Origin of the sequence: Sporosarcina sp. FA9, assembly GCF_051550205.1 — a bacterium.
Taxonomy (GTDB): Bacteria; Bacillota; Bacilli; order Bacillales_A; family Planococcaceae; genus Sporosarcina.
This window is the reverse complement of the sequence record NZ_CP188819.1, coordinates 2,128,629-2,145,406: the sequence shown is the minus strand read 5'-3', so window position 1 is coordinate 2,145,406 and position 16,778 is coordinate 2,128,629. Positions and strand designations below refer to the sequence as shown.

Annotated in this window: 13 protein-coding genes and 1 other RNA gene; 10 read left to right on the top strand and 4 right to left on the bottom strand. The window is 37.7% G+C overall.

The window, feature by feature from the left end:
- Positions 1 to 13: 13 nt before the first annotated feature.
- The 5 genes from aspS to ACP8HH_RS10705 all read left to right on the top strand — a co-directional run bounded on the left by aspS (position 14) and on the right by ACP8HH_RS10705 (position 6,810).
- Positions 14 to 1,783, top strand: coding sequence for an aspartate--tRNA ligase (gene aspS / locus ACP8HH_RS10725; protein ID WP_438311119.1), 1,770 nt, complete (start codon positions 14 to 16; stop codon positions 1,781 to 1,783).
- Between the two features lie 81 nt (positions 1,784 to 1,864).
- Positions 1,865 to 2,045: non-coding RNA, 6S RNA (gene ssrS / locus ACP8HH_RS10720), on the top strand.
- 93 nt (positions 2,046 to 2,138) lie between these two features.
- Complete coding sequence (locus ACP8HH_RS10715; RefSeq protein ID WP_438311118.1) at positions 2,139 to 2,918, top strand: tRNA threonylcarbamoyladenosine dehydratase; 780 nt, start codon at positions 2,139 to 2,141, stop codon at positions 2,916 to 2,918.
- A gap of 395 nt (positions 2,919 to 3,313) precedes the next feature.
- A complete protein-coding gene (locus ACP8HH_RS10710; protein ID WP_438311116.1) occupies positions 3,314 to 5,719 on the top strand; it encodes an EAL domain-containing protein in 2,406 nt (801 codons plus the stop codon).
- Between the two features lie 47 nt (positions 5,720 to 5,766).
- The gene (locus tag ACP8HH_RS10705; protein WP_438311114.1) at positions 5,767 to 6,810 is read left to right on the top strand and encodes a P1 family peptidase; all 1,044 of its coding nucleotides are present in this window, start codon (positions 5,767 to 5,769) and stop codon (positions 6,808 to 6,810) included.
- Positions 6,811 to 6,933: 123 nt separating this feature from the next.
- Here the strand turns inward: ACP8HH_RS10705 and ACP8HH_RS10700 are convergent, their stop codons facing one another.
- The 4 genes from ACP8HH_RS10700 to ACP8HH_RS10685 all read right to left on the bottom strand — a co-directional run bounded on the left by ACP8HH_RS10700 (position 6,934) and on the right by ACP8HH_RS10685 (position 10,503).
- Positions 6,934 to 7,554, bottom strand: coding sequence for an ATP-binding cassette domain-containing protein (locus ACP8HH_RS10700; protein WP_438311113.1), 621 nt, complete (start codon positions 7,552 to 7,554; stop codon positions 6,934 to 6,936).
- The gene (gene modB / locus ACP8HH_RS10695; RefSeq protein ID WP_438311111.1) at positions 7,554 to 8,246 is read right to left on the bottom strand and encodes a molybdate ABC transporter permease subunit; all 693 of its coding nucleotides are present in this window, start codon (positions 8,244 to 8,246) and stop codon (positions 7,554 to 7,556) included. Before modB ends, ACP8HH_RS10700 begins: the two co-directional genes overlap by 1 nt.
- Before the next feature lie 15 nt (positions 8,247 to 8,261).
- Positions 8,262 to 9,056 (bottom strand): molybdate ABC transporter substrate-binding protein, encoded by a 795-nt coding sequence (gene modA, locus ACP8HH_RS10690; protein WP_438311109.1) that lies wholly within the window; start codon positions 9,054 to 9,056, stop codon positions 8,262 to 8,264.
- 160 nt (positions 9,057 to 9,216) lie between these two features.
- Positions 9,217 to 10,503: a replication-associated recombination protein A gene (locus tag ACP8HH_RS10685; RefSeq protein WP_438311107.1), complete on the bottom strand. Its 1,287-nt coding sequence runs from the start codon at positions 10,501 to 10,503 to the stop codon at positions 9,217 to 9,219.
- A gap of 165 nt (positions 10,504 to 10,668) precedes the next feature.
- Here ACP8HH_RS10685 and cymR point away from each other — a divergent pair, with 165 nt between their 5' ends.
- From cymR to recD2, 5 genes are read left to right on the top strand one after another with little or no spacing between them, the layout of a single operon-like run.
- A complete protein-coding gene (gene cymR / locus ACP8HH_RS10680; RefSeq protein ID WP_438311105.1) occupies positions 10,669 to 11,085 on the top strand; it encodes a cysteine metabolism transcriptional regulator CymR in 417 nt (138 codons plus the stop codon).
- Positions 11,086 to 11,097: 12 nt separating this feature from the next.
- Complete coding sequence (locus ACP8HH_RS10675) at positions 11,098 to 12,237, top strand: cysteine desulfurase family protein (protein ID WP_438311103.1); 1,140 nt, start codon at positions 11,098 to 11,100, stop codon at positions 12,235 to 12,237.
- Positions 12,238 to 12,260: 23 nt separating this feature from the next.
- A complete protein-coding gene (gene mnmA / locus ACP8HH_RS10670) occupies positions 12,261 to 13,379 on the top strand; it encodes a tRNA 2-thiouridine(34) synthase MnmA (protein WP_438311101.1) in 1,119 nt (372 codons plus the stop codon).
- A gap of 13 nt (positions 13,380 to 13,392) precedes the next feature.
- Positions 13,393 to 14,052 carry a tetratricopeptide repeat protein gene (locus ACP8HH_RS10665; protein ID WP_438311099.1) on the top strand — a complete coding sequence of 220 codons (660 nt, stop codon included), beginning with the start codon at positions 13,393 to 13,395 and terminating at the stop codon, positions 14,050 to 14,052.
- A 13-nt stretch (positions 14,053 to 14,065) separates the two neighbouring features.
- Positions 14,066 to 16,498 carry an SF1B family DNA helicase RecD2 gene (gene recD2 / locus ACP8HH_RS10660; protein WP_438311097.1) on the top strand — a complete coding sequence of 811 codons (2,433 nt, stop codon included), beginning with the start codon at positions 14,066 to 14,068 and terminating at the stop codon, positions 16,496 to 16,498.
- Positions 16,499 to 16,778 lie beyond the last annotated feature (280 nt).

The following is a 16,778-nucleotide window of genomic DNA, read 5'->3' as shown; positions in this document are numbered from 1 at the left end:
GAAGATGAAAAATATGGAACGTACACATTATTGTGGTGAGTTATCTGGAAAACTAGTGGGGTCTACTGTAACAATAAAAGGCTGGGTTCAAATTAGAAGGGATCTTGGAGGACTCATATTCATTGATTTACGTGATCGTTCTGGAGTAGTTCAAACAATTTTCAGTCCGGAATATTCTAAAGAAGCTCTTGAAATAGCTGAAGGTGTAAGAAGTGAGTTCGTTCTTAGTATCACTGGTAAAGTAATTGAGCGTCAGGAATCACAAAAGAACCCAAACATAGAAACAGGTTCAATTGAAGTTCAAGTGGAAGAAATAACAATTATTAATAAGGCAAAAACACCTCCGTTTATTATTGAAGATGAAACAGATGCCAATGAAGAGATTCGTCTAAAGTATAGATACTTAGACCTTCGTAGACCTAAGCTGGCTAAAGTATTTAAAATGCGTTCGGATATCACTCGTACAGTGCGAAACTTTTTAGATGACGAAGGGTTCTTGGAAGTTGAAACTCCGATATTGACGAAGTCAACTCCAGAAGGAGCGCGTGATTATCTAGTACCAAGCCGTGTCCATGATGGTGAGTTTTATGCATTGCCACAATCTCCACAACTTTTCAAACAAATGTTAATGGTTTCTGGTTTTGATAAATACTACCAAATTGCACGTTGCTTCCGTGATGAAGATCTTCGTGCAGACCGTCAGCCAGAATTCACACAAATTGATATGGAAATGAGTTTCATGTCAAAAGAAGCCATAATGGAATTGAATGAACGTCTCATGCAAAAAGTCATGAAAGATGTAAAAGGAATCGATATTCAAATTCCATTTAAACGCATTCCTTATGACGAAGCAATGATGCGCTTCGGTTCAGATAAACCAGATACAAGATTCGGCATGGAACTTATAGATGTTTCGGACGTCGTTAAAGACGCACCTTTTAAAGTCTTTAGCGGTGCTGTTGAAGCGGGCGGTCAAGTTAAATTAATTAATGTGAAAAACGCTGCAAAAGATTTTACTCGTAAAGATATCGATGAAGTATTAGGCCAATATGTTTCCGTTTACGGTGCAAAAGGTCTTGCATGGTTGAAGGTCACAGAGGACGGTTTAACAGGTCCGATTGCACGATTCTTTGAAGGTCAGTTAGCCGAGGCATTACAATCAGCATCAGATGCTGAAGTTGGAGATTTACTACTTTTTGTAGCAGACAAAAAGAATGTAGTAGCGGATTCTTTGGGTGCGTTACGAATAAAACTTGGAAAAGATCAAGGTCTTATTGACGAATCAAAATTCAATTTCTTGTGGGTAACGGAATGGCCGTTATTTGAATTCAATCCTTCCGAAGGTCGATTTACAGCTGCACATCATCCATTCACAATGCCGACAAACGTAGATGAGTTGGTGACAAGTCCGGAAACTGTGAAAGCTGAAGCCTACGACTTGGTTCTGAACGGTTTTGAACTTGGTGGAGGCTCACTTCGTATTTATGAGCGTGACGTCCAAGAAAATATGTTTAAAGCACTTGGGTTTAGTGCTGAACAGGCTCAGGAACAATTCGGGTTTTTACTCGATGCTTTTGACTATGGAACACCACCACACGGAGGGATTGCATTCGGGCTAGACCGAATCGTCATGTTGCTTTCGGGTTCTACGAATTTACGCGACACAATCGCTTTTCCAAAAACTTCAAGTGCAAGTTGTCTTTTAACATCTGCTCCTGACATTGTAGACGCTGGACAACTAGCGGAATTAGGTATTTCTGTTTTAAATAAAAAAGGTAAGTAATTCAAAAGTGTGAATATACGTATTCGTGTAAAAATAAAAACATTGAAATTGAATCAATTCTATGTTAATCTAAAGGTAATACAAATCCTGAAGTGTTCGTTATTTGACAATAAGTTTTGACCGAACATTTATATCGTCGGGAGTCTATATTTTGATTAGGATGACACGCCTGTCATGGGACGTCAAAATAATTGAATAGGACACCCACCTGCTTGATGCGGGTTCAAAACGATAACACAAAGACGGCACATTTGGGATTTGTTCTTACTTAATAATTCGTCCTCTCTGATACTTTTGCGGAGAGGTTTTTTGTTGAAAAATATAGATATTATAGTTAAAGAAGGGCGGAATTTGTTTGTTGCACCAGTTTTCTAGAAATGAATTAGCGATTGGAACAGAAGGCGTCGAACGGATGCGTGATACCACGGTTGCGATACTAGGTATCGGTGGAGTTGGCTCATTTGCAGCCGAAGCCTGCGCAAGAAGTGGTATTGGACGTATTATACTTGTTGATAAAGATACAATTGATATTACAAATATCAATCGCCAGCTTGTTGCTTACTTATCTACAGTCGGGAGATCTAAAACAGAAGTTATGGCAGAACGAATTGCAGATATCAATAAGGAATGTGAAGTTATCTCCCTTCATATGTTTTATACAGAGGAAACTTCTGATGAGTTTTTTAGTTATCAACCGGATTATGTCATTGATGCGTCGGATACAATTATTTATAAAGTCCATCTTATTAATGAGTGTATCAATCGAAATGTGAAAATAATTTCTTCAATGGGCGCAGCGAATAAAATGGATCCTACACGATTTCAAATTTCGGATATTTCAAAGACACATACAGATCCTGTAGCAAAAGTAATTCGCAAAAGACTGAAAAAGCTTGGAATTTACAAAGGAGTTCCAGTTGTGTTTTCAGATGAAAGTCCTGTCGTAATTCGTGAAGATGTTTTAAAGACTGTAGGTAATTCAGAATCCACAATCCGTAAAGCCGAACTGCCTCCTGCTTCAAATGCATTCGTTCCTTCAGTCGCTGGACTTGTTTGCGCAAGTTGGGTAATCAATACGATTGTAGAAGATATACCAATTCAGCGAGTGAAAGACGTTGTATTACAAACCAATTAAGTAGTAAAAGGTATTATTCTTTGTTCATGTTTCAGCAAGTTTAATAGTGGATTCGGATAAAGAAGAGCCCATAATAGAAAAGAAATTATAATCCGTGATTTAACGATTATATTTTATAAAAGGCAATTGTACATGTCAGTCGACATGCACAATTGCCTTTTTTATATTTCCAATTATATCTTTTGAATAAAAATTAAACTGAACCCACTTCTTAATTAATAGATGCCTTTTTTATTTAATGAATGTTTACAATCATCGTGAAAAAGGGTACATTTTAAGTACTACTAAAGGATTATATGCTAGTTAAAAAACAATAGTATTAAAGACTCTTAGATTACGATGATTAAAGATTAACCAGTTCGTAGGGGATGTCATAAAGTGAGGGGGTTTAACTCATGTTAAAAAGAATACAGCAATTAAAAATAGGCATTACTAGCAAAGTAGTTATTGCAATGTTTGTTGTGATATTGACAATTATGTTACTCGTTGCTTCATATTCTTTTAATAAATCTAGAAATTTAATGCTGTTTCAGTTAGAGCGTGAATTTTCAGCAGAAATTGCAATAGCTGAAAAGGAAGTAACTTCTTTTTTCGAACAAAAAGGTGAAATCGTGAAACAACTTTCAATAATCCCCATTTTAAAATCAATTTTGATTGATGATAATAATAGGGAAAGCGTTCAATCCAATTCAAGTTATAATTTGCTGCAAATGACCCTTAATGAGGCAGTAGAAAATAATGAAGATGTAGAATTACTTTGGTTAGCAAATGTCAAGCATAGTTATTTTGTAGCGAATAATGAATACCTCTCAAATAACTCTTTTATAATTAAAGATAGACCGTGGTTTAATAATTCTGAGAGTAAAGAAGGCATTTCTTATTCTGATCCTTATAATGATTTTGCCACAAATAAATTGACTATTAGTGTGATCCATCCTGTTCAAGAAAATGAAAAACGTTTAGGATATTTTGGAGCCGATGTCCATATAGACAAATTACCTGCAATATTAAAGAGATTCGAAAAAAATGGGCGACATTTAGTATTAGTAACTGATGATAATAATGTTATTTATGATGAAAAGAATATGTGGACTGTATTTAAAAATCAAGAATTTATAGATTCCGAAATTTCACATTTAAAAATAGATGGGGAAGTATATTATTCCAAAGTTAGTGAAGTTGAAAATGTTGGATGGAAGATTATTTTGTACGTACCTGAACAGGTTGTACTCCAACCATTTGCAGAGTATCAAAAAACATTATTAACATTTTGGACCATAGCTTTAACTGTGTTACTATCGATACTTTCACTTGTTTTACGTTTTCTACTAAAAGATATACCTCGAATTACATATGGAATAGATAAAATGAAAAATGGTGACTTTGAATCTCGTGTCGGAATTGTGCGTCAAGATGAAATTGGTATAATTGCACGTGCTTTCGACCAAATGGCGAATACAATCCAAATTCAAATGAAAGAAATGAATCATCAAACTCACCATGATTCATTAACGAAACAACCAAATCGGAACTCCATTGAAGAAAAATTAGACCAATGGATTGTTGGAGCGGTGAAAAGTGGACAAATAATTGCTGTGGCTTTTATGGATTTAGATGACTTTAAGCAAGTAAATGATACAAATGGTCATGCTTACGGAGATGAGCTGTTAATTAAAGTCGGAAATCGAATCCAAGATTTATTACCCAAAAATAGTTTTTTTGGTCGTTTTGGTGGAGATGAGTTTGTAATATTAATACTTGCCGATGCATCCGAAATGTCTTTAGTTCGCAGTATTATAAAACGTGTTCATAAATCGTTTGCAGATGTGTTTCAAGTTTTTGATACTGCTTTATATATTACATCATCGATAGGTGTTTCAATTTTTCCGGAAGATGCGAATACTAAAGAAGGGCTATTTACTAACTCAGATACTGCGTTGTATAAATCGAAAGAATCAGGGCGTAATAAAGTCTTTTTCTTTAATCCAGATATGAAATTAGCTTTTGAAACGGAAATAAAGTTGGATCGCGGTTTACGAACTGCTATTGAGAATAACGAGTTTTTTCTGGTCTATCAACCGCAGCTAGACATTAAATCAGGAAGAATGACAAGTATGGAGGCACTCATCCGTTGGAATCATCCTGAATGGGGCATGGTCTCGCCAAATGATTTTATTCCACTCGCAGAAAGGTCAGGAAAAATTTGTGAAATCGGTGATTGGGTAATCGATACAAGTTTACAAATGGTAAAACGTATCGTCCGCGAATTTCCATATATAGAACGAATTTGTGTAAATGTAAGTGCAATCCAGCTTCATGAAAAGGATTTTGTACGAAAATTAATAAATGCATTAGCTAAGCATTCAGTTCCCGCGAAATTATTGGAAATAGAAATAACGGAATCCGTTATTATTAATAATAAAGAAGGAATCATTGAAAAGCTAACAGAATTAAAAGCTCTTGGTGTACACATTGCATTGGATGACTTTGGAACAGGTTACTCATCTCTCAATTATTTACGATTGATGCCCATTGATCGAATTAAGGTGGATAAATCGTTCGTTGATCATTTAGACGATGATCCAATTGTGTTGGCGATTTTAAGAACTATTATTGAATTAGGTCACGGTCTTAACTTTGAAATTGTAGCAGAAGGTGTTGTAGATAAATCTCAATTTCATCTTCTCGAGAAAATGCAAGTCGATTCCATTCAGGGGTTTTATTACGCTCGTGCTATGGATGAAGAGTCTCTCTATTTGTTTTTAAGGGAGCAAGAATCAGAATTGACAATCATTCACTAGCAAAAATAGTAGTTATGTTATGATTTAAAGAACAAACAGTAAAGGATTTGATTAAAATTAAGAAGAAATTACGAACCGGGAATCTAAACGCGATTACAGATGTACCTGGTGTGAAAATTGGACATGTAACACTCGAAGAACATTTACAAGATGGGGAATCTATTTGTACGGGTGTTACAGCGATATTCCCGCATAATGGTAATATTTTCGAGCAAAAAGTTCCAGCAGCTCATTTTGTATTAAATGGATTCGGTAAAACTGCAGGACTTATACAAGTAGACGAACTTGGAGTAATTGAATCCCCGATAATGCTCACAAATACTTTTAGTGTTGGAGCTGTTTTAGAAGGAACACTTACGTATATGTTGGAAGAAAATGAAAAGATTGCGGATACAACAAGTTCGTTAAATATTGTTGTTGGTGAATGTAATGACAGTCATTTAAATTCAATGAGATTGATGAAAGTTAGACCGGAACATGCAATCCAAGCACTTAAAAAAGCTGATATTGGACCAATGGAGCAAGGTGCTGTTGGTGCAGGTAAAGGAATGATTTGCTACGGGATGAAAGGTGGTATTGGTTCGTCCTCGCGAATTGTTCAATCAGAAGACCAATCCTACTCGGTGGGAGTATTAACTTTAACGAATTTTGGAAAAGTAGAAGAATGTAAAATTAATGAATGGCTTGTGGAAAAAGGATCTGAAAAAATCGCTTCTAATCCAGAATCAAAGGCAAATGAGCTAAAACCAGATGGATCTGTGATCATTGTTGTTGCGACAGATGCGCCTGTAAACGACCGACAACTTAAGCGTCTAGCTAAAAGGGCAGCGATTGGTTTAGGTAGAACGGGTACACATATACATAATGGAAGTGGAGATATCATCATTGCTTTTTCAAATGCTTACACGGTGCCGCATGAGAGTGACCAAATAACTGAAACATATGAACTTCTCAGAGATGATTGTGCCGTTATGAGTGATCTTTTCCAAGCCGTTATTGAAGCGACTGAAGAGGCCGTTTATCAATCTTTGCTTCATGCTAAAACCACCACTGGTAGAAAAAATCGGGTCGTTGAAAATTGGCCTTTATAAGAAACTAAAATGTGGACTCGAAAACGCAATAGCCTTGCCAACTGTATCCCGCAATAAAAATTGAAAAGAATTTAAAAAAGACTTCATTCCGATTCGTAAAGAACGGGATGAAATCTTTTGTGTTCAATTTATTAATTTCCCATCATTTATATACAAAATTCGGTTGCTCAGTTTTTCTGCTTCGGCTCGACTGTGTGTCACAAGAATGATTGGTATTTTCCAAAGTTTATGGAGACGTAACAACTCATCATGACTCCTTGCCCGTGTCGTATCGTCCAGTGCAGAAAAGGGTTCATCAAGAAGGAGTAAATCAGGTTCAGTTGCTAATGCACGAGCAAGTGCAACTCGTTGTTTTTCTCCACCAGATATTTCATTTGGAAATTGTTCTGTTAAATGATCTATTTTTAATTCTTTCAATAATTGTTTGGCTAAATGTTCATTTTTCATACCATACATGATGTTTTTCCATACCGTCATATGAGGGAAAAGTGCATAATCTTGAAATAAATATGCGATTCTCCTTTGCTGAATCGGTACATTCTTTTTTCTGCTTTTAAATAAAATATGATTATTTAGTTGAATGCTGCCGCTAGTAGCTTTGGTAATTCCGGCAATACAATTGAGAATTGTTGTTTTACCCGAACCGGAGGGACCGAAGAGAGCAACGATTTCATTTTTTTCTACGATGAAATCTGCTGTTAATTCAAAATGGGATAATGATTTTTTAATATCTACATTAAGCATTATTTGCCCCTCCGTTCTGTATAACGCATCATATGCCTTTTACTCCACCAGTTTAACCAAAGAATTGCAGTGAAACCAAGTGAAACAATGATTAATACCCAAAACTTAGCCATTTCCATATTGCCGGATTCGACAGCGAAATAAATAGCAAGCGGGATTGTATCTGTAACGTTTGGAATATATCCAGCTAACATTAATGTCGCGCCGAATTCCCCGAGTGCGCGAGCAAAAGACAAGACCAAACCTGCCAACAAACCTGGCCATGCGAGAGGAAATGAGATTGTTCTAAAGACTTTCCATTTTGAGGCACCCATTGTATATGCTGCATTTTCGATGTTTTCGTCAAACTGTTTGAATGCGGCCGATGCACTTTGATACATGAGTGGAAAAGAAACAACAACAGCAGCAATTATGACTGCATACCATGAAAATACAACTTGAAATTCAAAGAGATCTAACAATAATCGACCCAAAAAACCATTTTTACCAAATAAGTACAATAGCCCGAATCCAACTACTGTAGGTGGTAGTACTAATGGCAATAATATAATCGCTTCAATTACGCTTTTTCCAAAAAATGAATTGCGTGCAAGTAATCGTGCCAAAAACATGCCGACGATAAAGACAATAACAGTTGCAATTGTGGCAGTTTTTAAAGAAAGCCATAAAGGAGAATAATTTACATCAAGCATCTAAATCACCTTATTTCACTTTTTAAAACCATATTTCGCTAAAACCTTTTGCGCTTCTTCTGAAGCCATATACGTAACAAATTCAGATGACTCTTTCTCATGTTTTGTATTTGCAAGAACTGCTGCAGGATAAATGATGGGATCATGTAATCCATCTTCCACAGTAGCTAAAATTTTAATGTCCTCTGAAGATAAAGCGTCACTTTCATAAACAAATCCTATGTCTACGTTACCTGTTTCAACATAAGTTAGCACTTGTCGAACGTCTTTTCCTAGAATGAGTTTATTCACGAAGTCATTCCATATATTTAAATTTTTAAGAACCTGTTCGGAGTATTTTCCAGCGGGCACACTTTCTGGGTTACCAATTGAAATCTGTTCAATATCATCTGCTGAAATATCACTTGCCGATTGATAATTAAGATTTGAAGAACTTCCCGCAATCAATACAAGTTTATTACCAGTTATATCTTCACGGGTCGCGTTCAGAATAAGATCTTCCACTTCAAGTGTATCCATACAGTCTTGGTTCGCCGATATAAAGACATCAACAGGTGCACCGTGTCGAATTTGTTGTGCAAGACTTCCAGAACCGCCCAAGTTAAATGTAAGTTCAACATTAGTATCTTTTTCGTAATTCGTTTTAATTTCTTCGAGTGCATCTGTTAAACTCACTGCGGCTGAAACTGTTAAACTAACTGACGTGACTGTTTCTTTCTCAACTTTTGGGTTCTCTTTGTTAGTGCTCTTTTCTACACAACCTGAAAGAAGTAGAATAAACGAGAAAAAAATCAACTTTCGTTTTTTCATTAAATGACCATCCTTTTATAAATACAAGACGTTTGTGAAGTTCCCGTTCCTTACTCCTATTTTATTGAAATAGGAACTCTCTTTCAAAAACGTCATATATTGTGCAGCCTATGATCGCTCATACACCTTTATTGTATATCATAATACATAAACTGAACTTTTATTTCTTTTTACGAAATTCTATTAGTTTTTCATAAATCGCTGCCATCTTTTTTTCTTGACCTGAAATTACAGGTTTGTAAAATTCAGTTCCCTCGACTTTATCGGGGAGGTATTGCTGGTTCACCCAACCGCCAAATTCTCCAAGGGGTGTATGGTGTGGATATTTGTATCCAACATGGCCGAGAGCTGCTGCACCTCCATAATGGGTATCTCTTAGGTGCATTGGAATATCACCTGTTTTACCATCGTTAATGGCTTGAACAGCAGCATCAAATGCCTTGTAAGCGGAATTTGACTTAGGTGCCAAACACATTTCGATTACAGCATTTGCTAGTGGTATACGTGCTTCAGGCATGCCTAGACGGATGGCCGCTTCTGTGGCAGCGAGAACATGTGGACCAACTTCCGGAGATGCTAGACCAACGTCTTCATAGGCCATGACAAGCAAACGCCTTGAAACAGCAATTAAATCGCCCGTTTCAAGAAGATGAGCGAGGTAATAAATGGAGGCATTTACATCACTTCCACGGACGGATTTTTGTAATGCGGATAATAAATTATAAAAATGAGAGCCTTTATTATCACCGAAAAGACCAATGCGGCCTAATAGGTTTTCTAATAACGCATCTTCAACAATCGTTATACCATCTATTTCGTCGCTTGCGACAACGACAGATTCCAGAACATTCAAAGCTTTCCGCGCATCACCATTAACACCTTCAGCAATTGTTAGAAGTTGTTCTTCAGTAATTTCAATTGCTGTCTTGCCAAGTCCACGAGTTTTGTCTTCTAGTGCTCTATTTAATACACTCAATAAATCTTCGGGTTCTAATCTTGAAAGTTGTCGAATTTCACCACATCTAGAACGGATTGCTGGGTTTACATCGTGATATGGATTTTCGGTTGTTGCTCCTATCAAAACAATAGCTCCGCTTTCGACATGGGGAAGTAGTGTATCTTGTTGTAATTTATTGAATCGATGTATTTCATCCAAAAACAATAGAACTTTTCCTGTTATTCTTGACTCAGCAACCACATCTTCCACATCTTTTTTACCTGAGACCGTTGCGTTCAGTGAAATAAAGGGGAGATCACTAGAGCCCGCAATGGCATGGGCAAGAGAAGTCTTCCCGATTCCGGGTTCGCCGTATAACAACATGGACGGTACATGTCCATTTTTTATTAAACGGTAGAGTGCTGTTTTTTTACCTATAATAGCTTCCTGTCCCGCTACTTCTTCGATTTTTGTAGGCCGCATACGGTATGCCAGTGGTTCGTTTCTCAAGTCATTCACTCCTCCGTATATGATTCCTTCATTATACACATGAGTTAAGTCGAAAGCATTTAGGTAGTTCAGAAGGATGTGCCTACCGATTCACTGTGTTCTGTTTTTGTTTGTACCTGTGCTATAATATTTTGAAGCAATCGCATAAAGGACGGGGTTATTTATATGAAGATATCTACTAAGGGACGTTATGGACTAACGATTGTAGTTGTACTTGGAACGAAGTACGGTGAAGGTCCAATACCGCTACGGCAAATTGCCGAAGAACAATCTTTATCTGAAGCCTATTTGGAGCAATTAATACCGGTACTCCGAAACAACGGGATTGTTAAAAGTGTTCGTGGTGCATACGGGGGATACATGCTTACCAGGCCTCCCTCAGAAATTACATCGGGTGAAGTGATTCGCATACTTGAAGGACCCATTCAACCAGTTGATGGACTTGACGACGTGGATGTACCCCAAAGAGAACTTTGGAAGCGTATGGCCGAGGCAATTCGTGAAGTGCTGGATACAACTACAATAGAAGACTTAATGAAAACGAATGATTCAGCAAGTGACGGCTATATGTTTTATATATAAAGGAGTCTTGAAATGACAATATATTTAGACCATGCTGCGACAACGCCGGTTCATCCTGAGGTTTCAGCACGTTATGTTGAATTACTTGGGACTCTGTTCGGCAATCCCTCTAGTATTCACAGTTATGGTAGAGAAGCTCGGAAATGGCTTGATGCTTCAAGAAAAACGATGGCTATATCCATTAATGCGGACCCCTCTGAAATCATTTTTACATCCGGAGGAACGGAAGCCGATAATACTGCGATTTTCGGGACTGCCTATGCTCTGAAAAATAAAGGAAACCATATTATTACAACGAATATCGAACATCCGGCAGTTTTAAACGCTTGTAAACAACTGGAATTGGAAGGCTTCGATGTCACATATTTAGAAGTAGACGACAATGGGCTTATAACTTCGGAACAAGTAAGGACTGCATTAAAGGATACTACAATTCTTGTTTCAATAATGTATGGCAACAATGAAGTGGGTACAATACAGCCTATACAGTTAATCGGGGATATTTTAAAGGATCACCCGGCAGTTTTTCATACAGATGCGGTTCAAGCATATGGACATGTCCCACTTGATGTTCAGAAATTAGGTGTCGATTTACTATCGGTTTCAGCACATAAATTGAACGGTCCTAAAGGGGTCGGGTTTTTATATCAACGAAAAGGGATAGACACAAAGGTCCTGCAAGTTGGGGGGCAACAAGAACGGAAACGGCGTGGAGGAACAGAAAATGTTCCCGCGATTGTAGCATTTTCCGATGCAGTTAAACTTATGCAGTTATCAATTGAAGACAATCGTATGAAATACAATGACTTTGGCGATATACTGGAGAAAGTACTGAAAATGGAAGGTGTTAATTATGAAATTAATGCATCTGCTGTGGAAAAACTTCCGCATGTTCTAAATATAAGCTTCCCAGGAACAGATATCGAATCACTTCTAGTGAATTTGGACATGGCAGGAATTTGTGTTTCAAGTGGTTCGGCATGTTCTGCGGGTTCTTTGGATCCCTCCCATGTACTTTTAGCGATGTACGGCAGCGATGCGCCACAACTTAGAAACTCTGTTAGATTCAGTTTCGGGCTTGGCCTGAATCGACAATTAATTGAAGAAGCGGCAATGAAAACTGCAGAAATAATCAATAGACTCGTGAAATGACAACTATAGAGGATGAATAAATAATGACAATTAAAACACCAGCAGAAACACGTGTGGTCGTAGGTATGTCCGGAGGTGTCGATTCTTCGGTAGCCGCCCTTTTATTAAAGGAACAAGGCTATGATGTAATCGGGATTTTTATGAAAAACTGGGATGATACAGACGAATTTGGAGTTTGCACAGCGACAGAAGATTATGAAGATGTCATTAATGTTTGTAATGATATTGGAATTCCATATTACGCAGTTAATTTTGAAAAACAATATTGGGATAAGGTTTTCACGTATTTTCTAGAAGAATATAAGGCGGGTCGCACTCCGAATCCTGATGTCATGTGCAACAAGGAAATAAAGTTTAAGGCATTTATGGAACATGCGATGAGTCTTGGAGCGGATTATCTTGCAACGGGACATTATGCACAAATCGTTCAGGTAGATGGTGGCGTCGCAATGCTTAGAGGAAAAGATGAAAATAAAGACCAAACTTATTTTCTTAACCAATTAACACAGGAAATGTTGCAAAAAGTCATGTTCCCAATTGGGCATCTGGATAAAAGTGTAGTGCGTGAAAAAGCTCTTGAAGCTGGTTTATCTACAGCAACTAAAAAAGATTCAACTGGAATCTGCTTTATAGGGGAGCGCAATTTTAAAGAGTTTTTAGGTCAATATCTTCCAGCACAACCAGGAGCGATGGAAACAATGACTGGTGAAAAGATCGGTAAACATGATGGGCTGATGTATTACACGATTGGACAACGTCATGGTCTTGGAATTGGTGGAGCTGGTGAGCCTTGGTTTGTTGTTGGAAAAAATCTTGAAAAGAATGTGCTTCTTGTTGAGCAAAGCTTTACAAATGACGCACTTTATTCGGACAGTTTAACAGCAATTGATATTAGTTTTTCTACAGCACGTAAATTACCGAAAACATTTACATGTACAGCAAAATTCCGCTATCGTCAACCAGATACAGAAGTAGTTGTTGAGTTAACGGGTGACAATACAGCAATTGTACGATTCGTAGAACCAGTTCGTGCGATAACGCCAGGACAAGCTGTAGTCTTTTATGACGGAGATGAATGTTTGGGCGGAGGAACAATAGATACGGTAATAAAAAATGGTAAACAACTAGATTACGTCGGATAAGGGGAATTATAGTATGGAATACAATGAAATTGGAATTAAAGCATTACAGGATGGCTCCTACGAAAAAGCAGTAGAAGCATTTATGCAGGCGATTGAAAATGCACCAGAAGATGCAGTTGGTTATATTAATCTTGGAAATGTGTTTGCATCCCTTGGAGATGCTGAAAAAGGGGAACCTTTTTTTCAGAAAGCAATTGTGTTAGATCCAGAAGCCGGAACAGCCTATTATGGTCTTGCAAGTCTTTACTACAATAAAGAACTTTATGAAGAAGCATCTCGATTATATGAGCTTGCAGTCCGTAAAGGTGTAGACGAATCGGATGCGTACTTTATGCTCGCGAAAAGTCTTGAACGTATGGATAAAGCAAAATTAGCACTCCCATATATGCAGCGTGCAGCTGAACTTGCGCCTGAAGACATAGAGGTTAGATTGTCCTATGGTATTATTCTTGCGAATTTAGAGCTCTTCCAAGAAGCTGAAAAGGAATTTATATTTATTCTGGATAAAGATGAGAACAATGCAGATGCTCATTATAATATTGGATTTCTTTACGCTGTATCTTCCGATAGAAAAGAAGATGCTTTGGCGCATTTAAAACAAGCATTTACAATAGAAGAAGATTATGAACAAGCTCGCTATATATACGACATGATTCAACAAAGTGAAAAATAAGGAGATGTTGGCTATGGAAGAAACAGAAGAAATTTTTCTGGTCGGAAGACCGGTTGTGACAATCTTCCATAATCCGGATAATCTTTTTACAATCATTAAATTAAAGGTTCAGGAAACGAATAGTGGTAATGAAGATAATGAAATCATTGTAAAAGGAAATTTTCCACGGCTGACACCTGACGATGATTATAAGTTCACGGGAAGACTCGTCAAACATCCAACGTATGGTGTTCAGTTTGATGTACATACTTTTGCTAAAGAAATGCCCGCGACAGAAACGGGTCTTATCCATTATTTATCAGGCGATTTATTTCCGGGGATTGGGATGAAGACAGCTGATACAATTGTTAAAACGCTTGGAAAAGATGCCATAAAACTTATTTTAGATGATGCTACCGTCCTCGATAAAGTACCTAGGCTTTCCCAGGAAAGGAAAGAAACACTCGTTTCTGTTCTCGAACAAAATATGGGGCTTGAGCGGACGATTATCCAACTTAATGAATGGGGATTCGGTCCGCAAATTGCAATGCGAATCTATCAAACATACCGTGAAGATTCTCTTTCCTTACTAACAGAAAACCCTTATCGTCTTACAGAAGAAATTGAAGGTGTAGGATTTCAGCGTGCTGATGAACTCGGAAAAAATCTTGGAATTATTGGAGATCATCCTTCACGAATAAAGGCAGCTATCCTGTATTCAATGAATCAGGCCGTCCAGTCGGAAGGACATGTATATTTAGATGGTGAGGCCGTATTGCCGCTTGTAAAACGCTTGCTAGAAATGAGTCAATCATTCGAAATTCAATTTACATCGATATCCGATGCGATTATCCAACTTGTTGAAGAGGGAAAGATATCCGTAGAAGGACGTAGGATTTATTTACCTTCTCTTTATTTCTCGGAGATTGGAATTGCTGCAAAGATTGGCCGATTGTTGGAAAATGAAACAAAAGAACAGTTTCCCGTATCCGAAATTAGAACAGCGATTGGAGAAGTAGAAGAGCGGATTGGCGTCAACTATGCTGAAACGCAAGTTGCCGCAATTGAAACGGCACTTCATTCACCAGCAATGATTCTTACAGGTGGACCGGGAACAGGTAAGACGACAGTCATACAGGGTTTTGTTGAAGTCTATGCACAGTTGCACGGGTTATCACTTGACCCATTAGAATATTCCAAAAAGAACGAAGTCTTTCCAATAATATTAGCAGCACCAACGGGTCGAGCTGCAAAACGAATGTCGGAGTCTACTGGATTGCCTGCAATGACGATACATCGCCTTCTTGGTTTTACAGGTCGAGAAAAAGATGAGGAAACCGAGCGTGAAATCGAAGGGAAACTTGTAATCATCGATGAAATGTCGATGGTCGATACTTGGCTTGGACATCAGTTATTAAAAGCGCTTCCGAATGATGTGCAAATATTATTTGTTGGAGACCAAGATCAATTACCATCCGTAGGTCCTGGACAAGTATTGAAAGATATGCTTACTTCTGGAAAGGTTCCAGTTATTGAACTTACAGAAATTTATCGTCAAAGTGCTGGCTCAACAATAATTGAAATGGCGCATATGATTAAAAAGTCTGAATGGAAAGACGATATAACAAATAAAACGTCCGATCGGTCCTTTATAAAAGCAGACAGTGAAAGTATTCTTGAAGTCGTTCAACAAATTGTAACAAATGCAATTTCTAAAGGACACACCATTAAAGAAATCCAGGTTTTGGCACCAATGTACAGAGGGCCAGCGGGAATAGATGCGCTGAATACAATGATTCAAAAAATGGTAAATCCACCGGGACCTAAGCGAAAAGAAGTAGTTTTTGGTGACGCGATTTACCGTATTGGAGATAAGGTTCTGCAACTTGTAAATCAACCTGAGAGTAATGTATTCAATGGTGATATGGGTGAAGTCGTCGCAATTCTTAAAGCAAAAGAAACTGTTGATAAAAAAGAGTTGCTCGTTGTTTCTTATGATGGAATTGAAGTGAATTATGAGCGCAGTGATTTAAAGCAAATTACATTAGCGTATTGCTGTTCGATTCATAAAGCACAAGGTAGTGAATTTCCAATCGTAATTATGCCCATTGTTCGGAGTCATAGAAAAATGCTAAAACGTAATTTAATATATACTGGGATTACGAGAGCCAAGAACTTTCTCATCTTATGTGGAGAACCTTCTGAGTTTAGGGCGGGCATTGCACGAGCGGATGAACTTGAAAGACAAACAACATTGAAAGAGCGCTTAACAGGAGAAACTGTAGAAGCTGTAGAAACTACGGTTAAAGATGTACCGGTTCAAAAAGAATCAATTAGTTCGATTGAAGAAAATGTTAACGATAATGAAACAACTTATAAATTGACAACAGAAACTTTTGTCTCAATCAATCCAATGATTGGTATGGATGGCATTTCTCCGTACACTTTTTTCGAAGCTACTGATTGACATAAGCTCGTAACTTTTCTATACTTCATTTAAATAGATGTAATGCTTTGACGGAGAAAGTACACACCCAATTTCGTAAAGAAAAAAGCCCCTAGGCTGAGAGGGCTTTCGTTAATAAAGTGTCGAAAGCTACTCCCGAGTGCAGTCCAACACTGCCGTTCGCCGCGTTAAGGCAACCAGAGATGCCGATATTACGATTCGGTAATTAGGGTGGTACCGCGAGATTATTAATCTTCGCCCCTTGTATTTAGGGGCGGGGATTTTTTTCGATTCGACGAAG

Excerpts from the sequence above, each read along its gene's own strand:
- aspS (WP_438311119.1), top strand. The coding sequence starts at position 14 with ATGGAACGTACACATTATTGTGGTGAGTTATCTGGAAAACTAGTGGGG.
- ACP8HH_RS10710 (WP_438311116.1), top strand. The coding sequence starts at position 3,314 with ATGTTAAAAAGAATACAGCAATTAAAAATAGGCATTACTAGCAAAGTA.
- ACP8HH_RS10700 (WP_438311113.1), bottom strand. The coding sequence starts at position 7,554 with ATGCTTAATGTAGATATTAAAAAATCATTATCCCATTTTGAATTAACA.
- modB (WP_438311111.1), bottom strand. The coding sequence starts at position 8,246 with ATGCTTGATGTAAATTATTCTCCTTTATGGCTTTCTTTAAAAACTGCC.
- modA (WP_438311109.1), bottom strand. The coding sequence starts at position 9,056 with ATGAAAAAACGAAAGTTGATTTTTTTCTCGTTTATTCTACTTCTTTCA.
- cymR (WP_438311105.1), top strand. The coding sequence starts at position 10,669 with ATGAAGATATCTACTAAGGGACGTTATGGACTAACGATTGTAGTTGTA.
- ACP8HH_RS10675 (WP_438311103.1), top strand. The coding sequence starts at position 11,098 with ATGACAATATATTTAGACCATGCTGCGACAACGCCGGTTCATCCTGAG.
- mnmA (WP_438311101.1), top strand. The coding sequence starts at position 12,261 with ATGACAATTAAAACACCAGCAGAAACACGTGTGGTCGTAGGTATGTCC.
- ACP8HH_RS10665 (WP_438311099.1), top strand. The coding sequence starts at position 13,393 with ATGGAATACAATGAAATTGGAATTAAAGCATTACAGGATGGCTCCTAC.
- recD2 (WP_438311097.1), top strand. The coding sequence starts at position 14,066 with ATGGAAGAAACAGAAGAAATTTTTCTGGTCGGAAGACCGGTTGTGACA.